This window comes from Streptomyces sp. NPDC059010 (assembly GCF_042740355.1).
Lineage (GTDB): Bacteria > Actinomycetota > Actinomycetes > Streptomycetales > Streptomycetaceae > Streptomyces.
Genome location: NZ_JBHYJA010000065.1, coordinates 42,417 through 50,173 on the forward strand (window position 1 = coordinate 42,417; position 7,757 = coordinate 50,173).

6 protein-coding genes are annotated in these 7,757 nt (G+C 69.8%); 3 read left to right on the forward strand and 3 right to left on the reverse strand.

Going from position 1 to position 7,757, the window contains the following annotated elements:
* Positions 1–104 precede the first annotated feature (104 nt).
* The 3 genes from ACFWYS_RS42720 to ACFWYS_RS42730 all read right to left on the reverse strand — a co-directional run bounded on the left by ACFWYS_RS42720 (position 105) and on the right by ACFWYS_RS42730 (position 3,743).
* Positions 105–1,043 (reverse strand): N-acetylneuraminate synthase family protein, encoded by a 939-nt coding sequence (locus ACFWYS_RS42720; RefSeq protein ID WP_126394455.1) that lies wholly within the window; start codon positions 1,041–1,043, stop codon positions 105–107.
* A gap of 13 nt (positions 1,044–1,056) precedes the next feature.
* Positions 1,057–2,316, reverse strand: a complete 1,260-nt coding sequence (locus ACFWYS_RS42725; protein ID WP_384781731.1) for a cytidylyltransferase domain-containing protein — start codon at positions 2,314–2,316, stop codon at positions 1,057–1,059.
* Between the two features lie 80 nt (positions 2,317–2,396).
* Positions 2,397–3,743, reverse strand: a complete 1,347-nt coding sequence (locus ACFWYS_RS42730) for a DUF6716 putative glycosyltransferase (RefSeq protein WP_384781733.1) — start codon at positions 3,741–3,743, stop codon at positions 2,397–2,399.
* A 198-nt stretch (positions 3,744–3,941) separates the two neighbouring features.
* On the opposite strand from ACFWYS_RS42730, the gene ACFWYS_RS42735 reads away from it, so the two are divergent.
* The 3 genes from ACFWYS_RS42735 to ACFWYS_RS42745 all read left to right on the forward strand — a co-directional run bounded on the left by ACFWYS_RS42735 (position 3,942) and on the right by ACFWYS_RS42745 (position 7,612).
* On the forward strand, positions 3,942–4,922 hold the full coding sequence (locus ACFWYS_RS42735; RefSeq protein WP_384781735.1) for a glycosyltransferase family 2 protein: 981 nt from the start codon (positions 3,942–3,944) through the stop codon (positions 4,920–4,922).
* Positions 4,922–6,289 (forward strand): polysialyltransferase family glycosyltransferase, encoded by a 1,368-nt coding sequence (locus tag ACFWYS_RS42740; RefSeq protein ID WP_384781737.1) that lies wholly within the window; start codon positions 4,922–4,924, stop codon positions 6,287–6,289. Before ACFWYS_RS42735 ends, ACFWYS_RS42740 begins: the two co-directional genes overlap by 1 nt.
* A 174-nt stretch (positions 6,290–6,463) precedes the next feature.
* A complete protein-coding gene (locus tag ACFWYS_RS42745) occupies positions 6,464–7,612 on the forward strand; it encodes an acyltransferase family protein (protein ID WP_384781739.1) in 1,149 nt (382 codons plus the stop codon).
* Positions 7,613–7,757: the final 145 nt, after the last annotated feature.

The following is a 7,757-nucleotide window of genomic DNA, read 5'->3' on the forward strand; positions in this document are numbered from 1 at the left end:
TGGAACTGGCTCCGAGTCCGAGCGCTCCTCCTACTTGGAGCACTCGGACCCGGGGAGTCAGCAGGGTCTGTCTCAGACCCCGACATCGGTCAGACCGACACCGGTCAGACCGACACCGGCTCGCCCGCCGCCGCGGCGATCTCCGCCTCGGCGACCACACCGGCGACGCGGCGCAGCTTCTTCATCGGGCCGAGCTCGGAGTCGTAGACCTTCTTGACGCCGTCACCGAGGGACGCCTCGATGGTGCGGATGTCGCGGACGAGGCGCGTCAGGCCCTGCGGCTCGACCGAGGCGGCCTGGTCCGAACCCCACATCGCGCGGTCCAGGGTGATGTGGCGCTCCACGAAGACGGCGCCCAGGGCGACCGCGGCCAGCGTGGTCTGCAGGCCCGTCTCGTGGCCGGAGTAGCCGATCGGGACGTTCGGGAACTCCTTCTCCAGCGTGTTGATCGCGCGGAGGTTGAGCTCCTCGGCCTTCGCGGGGTACGTCGAGGTGGCGTGGCACATCAGGATGTTGTCCGAGCCCAGGACCTCGACCGCGTGGCGGATCTGCTTCGGCGTCGACATGCCGGTGGAGAGGATCACCGCGCGGCCCGTGGCGCGCAGGGCGCGGAGCAGCTCGTCGTCCGTCAGGGACGCGGACGCGACCTTGTGGGCCGGGACGTCGAACTTCTCCAGGAAGGCGACGGCCTCGGTGTCCCACGGGGAGGCGAACCAGTCGATGTTCTTGCTCTTGCAGTACTCGTCGATCTGGCGGTACTCGTCCTCACCGAACTCCACACGGTGGCGGTAGTCGATGTAGGTCATCCGGCCCCAGGGGGTGTCGCGCTCGATGTCCCACTGGTCGCGCGGGGTGCAGATCTCCGGGGTGCGCTTCTGGAACTTGACGGCGTCACAGCCGGCCTCGGCGGCCACGTCGATCAGCTTGAAGGCGTTCTCCAGCTCACCGTTGTGGTTGATGCCGATCTCGCCGCAGATGTAGACGGGCTTGCCCGGGCCGACTTCGCGCGAGCCGAAGTTGCGGAGGCGGGAGTAGGTGCTCATGGCAGAGATGTCCTTACTTGGTGAGGGAGTCGAGAGAGGGGCCGAGGATCCAGCTGGCGATCTCTCGGATCGCGCCGTCGCCACCGGGGGTGGCGGTGACCGCGCGTGCGGCGCCGCGCACGACGTCGTGGGCGCTCGCGACCGCCACGGGCCAGCCCACGAGGGCGAAGCACGGGAGGTCGTTGACGTCGTTGCCGACGTAGAGCACGCGCTCAGGCGCGATGCCCTGCTCCTCGCACCACTGCTTCAGTGCGAGGTCTTTGCGGTCGATGCCGTGCAGCACGGGGATCTTGAGCTTCCGTGCGCGGGCGGCGACGACCGGGTTCTGCTCCGTGGAGAGGATCAGCATCTTCAGGCCGCTCTTGCGCAGGGCGGCGATGCCGAGGCCGTCTCCGCGGTGCACGGAGACGAACTCCTTTCCATCGGCGTCGATCAGCACCCGGTCGTCTGTCTGGGTGCCGTCGAAGTCCAGTACGACCGCGTCGATGTCGTCCGTGGTCGGGAGGGCGCCGGGGCGGTCCGCGTCGAACAGCGGAGCCAGCGCGCGGGCGCGGGCCAGGTCGTGGGGATCGTCGATCTCCAGGACCCGGGCGGGGTCGGTGCGCACGAGTTCGGTGCGGCCGAAGAAGCGGTGCTTGTGCTCGCGGAAGCCGTCGGCGGCCATCGCGTAGGCGGCACCGGTCTCCAGGAAGTCCTGGGGGCGGTCCTGGCGGCGCGGGCGGAAGGACTTGTCGTGGTTGACGCCGTAGCCGCCGGTGGTGGCCGCGCGCTCGGTCTCCGCGGCGGTCGCGTCGTCGTCGCCGTGCCGCCACACGAAGCCGTGGAAGGGCGCGACGGTCAGGGCCGTGTCGGCGTGGTTCGCGACGATCGCCTTGACGACGCCGTCGAGGTCCTCGCGGATGATGAACGGGCTCGTGCACTGCACCAGCAGCACCACGTCCACCTTCGCGCCGTGCAGCGACTCGTGCGCGTCCATCGCGTGCAGCACGGCCGCCTCGGAGGTCGCGGTGTCACCGGCGATGGCGGCGGGGCGCAGCACGACCTCGGCACCGGCCTGCCGGGCGGCGGCCGCGATGCCCTGGTCGTCGGTGGAGACGACGACATCCGTGACGAGTCTCGAAGCCCGGCACTCACGTACGGCTCGCGCCACGAGCGGCACACCGCCGACGGGCATCAGGTTCTTCGCGGGCACGCCCTTGGAGCCGCCGCGCGCGGGGATCACGGCGAGCACCCGTGGCACCGCAGTGCCTTGACCTGCTTCCGAGTTGGACATGGGCTCCACTCCTTGGGCTCTTGGCAGGGGCTTCGGGGCGCGTCCCGGCGCCCCGGTCCCCGGATCGGTCGTCGGATCGCTCACAGCTCCCCCATCCGCCGGATGACGGGCGCCACGCGCTGCACGCCGTGCCGGTAGGCGCCGCGTGCCGCCCGCCGCACTATCTGGCGGACCGGGCCGGGCTCCCTGTCATGGGCGGGGGCGCCGGGCAGCGGGCTGCCGTCGACGCCGAGGTGGTGGCGGGCGAGGATGCCGGGCAGATAGCCGGGCGCGGTGGCCGGCGTGTAGTACGGCGTCAGGGCGGGCAGTCCGCCGGGCCGCGCGAGCAGCTTGGCGATGCGCTCACGGGCCGGGTCGAAGGCGTTGGCGTAGGTGCCGTCGGCGCAGACGCCCTGCCGGGACACCCACTCCTCGTCGGCCGTCGGCCGGTGTCCCTCGTCGAGCTGGTCCCAGGAGGCGAGGCACCCGGAGCCCACGAAGTGGTGGTTGCCGAGCACCTCGCGCACACCGAGGTCGGTGAGGACGACGGTGGGGATACGGCGGTGCAGCGATTCCAGCGCCGCCGTGGAGCTGATGGTGACCATCAGGTCGGTGCGGTCGAGGACCTCGCCCATGTTGCCGTACGCCAGTTTGAAGTTGGCCGGCGGTTCGAGCCGCTGGACCAGCTTCTGGTACGGCAGTTCCTCGATGTGCGTGGTGTGCTCGCCCGGCTTGGAGCGCAGCTTGAGCAGCACCTCGCGCTCGGGGTGCCTGCGGGCGTGCTGGATGAGGCGGTTCAGCAGGTACGTACGGTCCTTGCGGCTGTCCGGCACGGAGGGCTGGGCGGCGAAGACGACCGTGTACGGCCTTTGCCCTTGCTTCGCGGACGGGTCGTGCTCGCCGGTGTAGGGCGCCCCGCCGAGGAACGGCAGGGCGACCTCGGTCACCGCCGAGGCGTCGGCGCCGACTCCCTCGTACACCGCGCGGAAGCGCTCGGCGTCCTGGCGGGAGTTGGCGAGGACGAGGTCCGCGCCGTGCCGCAGCAGCAGGCCGTCGGCGAGCTTCTCGTAGACGACGCCGACATAGCCGGTGACGACGACGGGGCGCTCGGTGCGCTCTTCCCAGACCCGCTTCAGTCCGTGCAGCATGGCCTGCACACCACCGCCCACGAGGGCGAGGACGACGACGTCGTACGACTCCTGCGCCATGCTGCGCAGGAACTCGACGGCGGTCACCTCGCGCAGGGAGTCGGCATGGACGCCGACTTCCTGGAGCTGGCGGGCGGTGGGGGTGGCCCGGCCGCGCAGGAGGTATCCGTCCAGGTGGATGTCCGATTCCCCGGTGTTCTCGGAAGCTATGCGGCTCGCGGTGAGCGCACCCCACTTCCACCGGGTATCGGAATCCGCGAGTACGGCCACTCGCCTTGTCTTCGTCGCACTTACTGGCACGTCGAAGACGCTAGGAAGCAATTTCGATGTTCCGCCCAACCGAAATGTAACAAAGGGTTAACAGCACACCGCCGAACGGCGAATCGGGGCCCGGAACGGTTGAAAAAAAGCCTGGTTCACGGCATCGACACGCGTCGTTCACCTGACATCAAGCTGCGAGTAAAGACGGATGTCGGACCGCGCCCTAACGTCCCTCACGTGGTCAAGCTCTCCGTCATCGTGCCGTTCTACAACGTGCAGCAATACGCGCCAGACACCTTGAAGAGCCTGCGTGCGAACACACGCGCGGACTTCGAGTTCATCCTCGTCGACGACTGCTCGACGGACGGGACACCGGACATCCTCGCGCGCGCGGAGCGCGAGCTGCCCGGCGCGGTGCTCGTCAGACACGAGCAGAACGGAGGGCTGGCCACCGCACGGAACACAGGGATCGACAAGGCGCGCGGCGAGTATCTGACGTTCCTCGACGGCGACGACTGGCTGGCGCCCGGCTATTTCCCCCAACTCCTGTCCGCCATCGAGGAGTTGGACTGCGACTTCGTGCGCACCGACCATGTGCAGTGCACCGGCCGGGCGCGCAGCATCCACCGGGTGCCGCACGGCCGCCGCTGGACGGTGATGAACCCGCGCGAGGCGATCCTGCCCGCCGACCGGTCGACGTCCGTGGACTACGCGTACGCCTGGGCCGGCGTCTACCACCGCCGGCTGGTCGACCGCGGGCTCCTGCACTTCACGCACGGGCTGCGCACCGCCGAGGACCGGCCGTGGATCTGGAAGCTGCACCGGGAGGCGGAATCCTTCGCCGCGGTGGGGCTGCTCGGTGTCTACTACCGGCGCGGCGTGGCGTCGTCTCTCACCCAGATCGGTGATGTCCGGCAGCTGGATTTCATTCGTGCGTTCGACCAGGTAATCGTGGAAACCGCCGCTGACCCCGAGGCCGATAAGCTGCTGCCGAAAGCCGTGCGCACTTATTGCGCGATCATGGCTCATCATCTCGGACAAATCGAGAGGTTCGAACCCGCAGTGGCTCGAAAACTGCGCTCGATGAGCGCCGCCGCTCTGAAAAGAATGCCGCAGGACGTGCTCGCGGAGGTTATGGACTCGATGGACGCGCAGCGAGCGGCCCGGCTGCGGCGGGTGCGCCGCAGGGCGGTCGGGGCCCGGACGGTGGCCGCCTGATGCGTCGCACCACCCAGATCTTCTGCGCCTCGACGCTGTACGGCGCCGCGACCCTGGCCGCCGCCCTGGACGCCGGGCTCTTCGAACCGGCCGACCGCCGGATCCTGCTGGTCACCAACAACGCGGTCAACCCGGAGATCACCCCGTCCGTCGACGCGATGCCGGGCTTCGCCCAACTGCGCGAGCGCTTCGACGAGGTGCTGTCCTGGAACGAGACCATCTCCCCGTTCCACCCCAGCGGCTGGTCTCCCCGTGAGAACGACATCCCCATGTGGGAGCGGTACGTACGGCTGCTGTGGGACCTCGGTGACGACGAGATCCAGCTGGCCGTCGAGTCCGTCCAGGTCAACCCGGCCCTGGCGCTGTGCCAGCTGTTCACCGGCGCTCCCGTCGTCGCCTACGCGGACGGCCTCATAAGCTATGGCCCCACGCGCGACAAGATCGACCCGCTGGTCGGCACCCGGATCGGCCGGCTGCTGCACCTCGATCTCGTCCCGGGCCTCACCCCGCTGCTGCTCACCGAGTTCGGCGTCCCGTCCGAACTGGTGCCGTCCGAGGTGTTCCTGAAGGTGCTCGGCGAACTCGCCGAGGCGGAGACCGAGGTGGCCCTCCTGCCGGCGTCGGCCGGCGGTGATCAGCCGGCGCTGCTGCTCGGCCAGTACCTCGGCGCGCTCGGCATCCTCACCGACGCCGAGGAGGAGGACCTGCATCTGCAGATGGTGCGCGGCGCCGTCGCGCTCGGCCACCGCAGGCTCGTCTTCAAGCCGCACCCGGTCGCCCCGGCCCGCTGGTCGCGGCTCCTGGAGGACGAGGCGAAGACGCTGGGCGCCGAACTCACCCTGCTGGACCGCCCCGTACTCGCCGAGGTCGTCTTCCAGCGGCTGCGGCCCGCACTGGTCGTCGGCTGCTTCTCGACCGCGCTGCTGACCGCCGCCGGTCTGTACGGCGTCCCGGTCGCGCGGGTCGGCACCGACGCCGTGCTGGCCCGGCTCACGCCCTACCAGAACAGCAACCGGGTGCCGCTGACCATCGTCGACGCACTGCTGCCGGACATCGCGGACGCCGCCGCGGTGAACGCCTGGGCGATGCCCTCGCGGGAGCGGGTGGACGAACTGGACGCGCTGCTGGGGGCCGTCGGGTTCGCGATGCAGCCCAAGATCTACCCGGGGCTGCGCGGCGCCGCGGAGGCCTACCTCTCCCGGCAGCTGAACCCGCACACCTGGCGCTACTTCAAGCGCAAGCGCCTGACCTCGCTGGCCCTGCCCGGCGCCGTACCGGCCCAGCTCTCCTTCATCCCGCGCAACGCGACCGTGCGCCGACTGGCGCGCCGGGCCCGGGCGCTGAAGCAGGTGGCCGGCCGAAAGTAGCCAGAAACAAGGGGTGGTTGTTCATCCGTGTGACACCTATGCGCTCCCTGAGCGTCAGACGTCACTCACCTTTCACCCGTCCGAGGGACATAGCGTTCGGTCATCGTATTAAACGGCAACAGCCGTCACGTACGACCGAACGCTCCTCGCGACTCCCAGGAGAAGGGCCCCAGGATGAGCACGGCTGACCAGGCGACGGCACCGCCGGCACCCCCGGCACCCCGGCTGAACCAGGTCCTCGCCGAGCGGCCTCCTGTACGGCCCCGAAGAGAGAGCCGGCTGCGCGCCCTGGACGGGCTGCGCCTGGTGGCCGCGCTCATGGTGTGCATGTACCACTTCACCGGCAAGAACGGCGAGGTGGCCAACTCCTGGCACCAGTCCCCCGGAGCGATGTTCCCGACGCTGTCGCAGTTCTCCACCTACGGCAGCCTCGGTGTGCAGTTCTTCTTCGTCATCAGCGGGTTCGTGATCTGCATGAGCAGCTGGGGCCGCAGCCTCGGCGACTTCTTCCGCTCCCGGATCTCCCGCCTCTTCCCGGCGTACTGGGTGGCGATCGTCATGGTCACCGGCGCCGCGGTGCTGCTGCCGGTCGTGGTCCACCCGCTGCGGCCCGACGAGCTCCTGGTCAACCTCACGATGATGCAGCAGCCGCTGGGCGTGCCGCGGGTCCTGGGCGTGTGCTGGACGCTGTGGGTGGAGCTGAAGTTCTATGTACTGTTCGCCCTGTTCGTGATCTGGAAGGGCGTCACCTACAAGCGGGTCGTCACCTTCTGCATCCTGTGGACGCTGGCCGGCGCGTTCGCCCGGGTCGCCGACAACCCGCTCACCGACGAGCTGGTGATGCGCGACCACGCCCCGTTCTTCATCGGCGGTCTCGCGCTGTATCTGATCCACCGCTTCGGCAGCGACCTGCTGCTGTGGGGGATCGTCGGCATGTCCTTCCTGCTGGGCCAGCGCTACTCGGTGACGGCGCTGTGGCACCCGGGCGTGCAGGGCGACTTCCATCGCAACCCGCTCGTCATCCAGGCCATCGTCTTCTGCGCCTTCGCCGCCGTGGCGGTGGTGGCGCTGGGCTGGACGAGCTGGGCCAACTGGAGCTGGCTGACGGTGGCCGGGGCGATGACGTACCCCTTCTATCTGATCCATGAGCACCTGGGCTGGTTCTTCATCCGGGTGCTGCACCGCGGTCTGGGCCTGGGCTCCTATCCGACGCTGGCGCTGTCCGTGGGCAGTCTGCTGCTGCTGGCCTGGCTGATGCACCGGTTCGTGGAGCGGCCGTTCGGGCCGAAGCTGAAGCGGGGGTTGCCGGCCGTCCGGTTCTGAAGCCGGTCCGAAGCCGGAAAGGCAGCTGAAGCCGGAAAGGGGGGGGGGGGGGGGCGGGGGGGGGGGGGGGGGGCGGCCGGGCGGGGGCAGGCCAGGGTGGGGGAGGGGGAGGGGCAGGGGGGGGCGGAAGAGGAGGGGGGCGGGC

Bases quoted from the DNA above. Each gene is read 5' to 3' on its own strand.
- ACFWYS_RS42720 (WP_126394455.1), bottom strand. From the start codon at position 1,043: ATGAGCACCTACTCCCGCCTCCGCAACTTCGGCTCGCGCGAAGTCGGC.
- ACFWYS_RS42725 (WP_384781731.1), bottom strand. From the start codon at position 2,316: ATGTCCAACTCGGAAGCAGGTCAAGGCACTGCGGTGCCACGGGTGCTC.
- ACFWYS_RS42740 (WP_384781737.1), top strand. From the start codon at position 4,922: ATGCGTCGCACCACCCAGATCTTCTGCGCCTCGACGCTGTACGGCGCC.
- ACFWYS_RS42745 (WP_384781739.1), top strand. From the start codon at position 6,464: ATGAGCACGGCTGACCAGGCGACGGCACCGCCGGCACCCCCGGCACCC.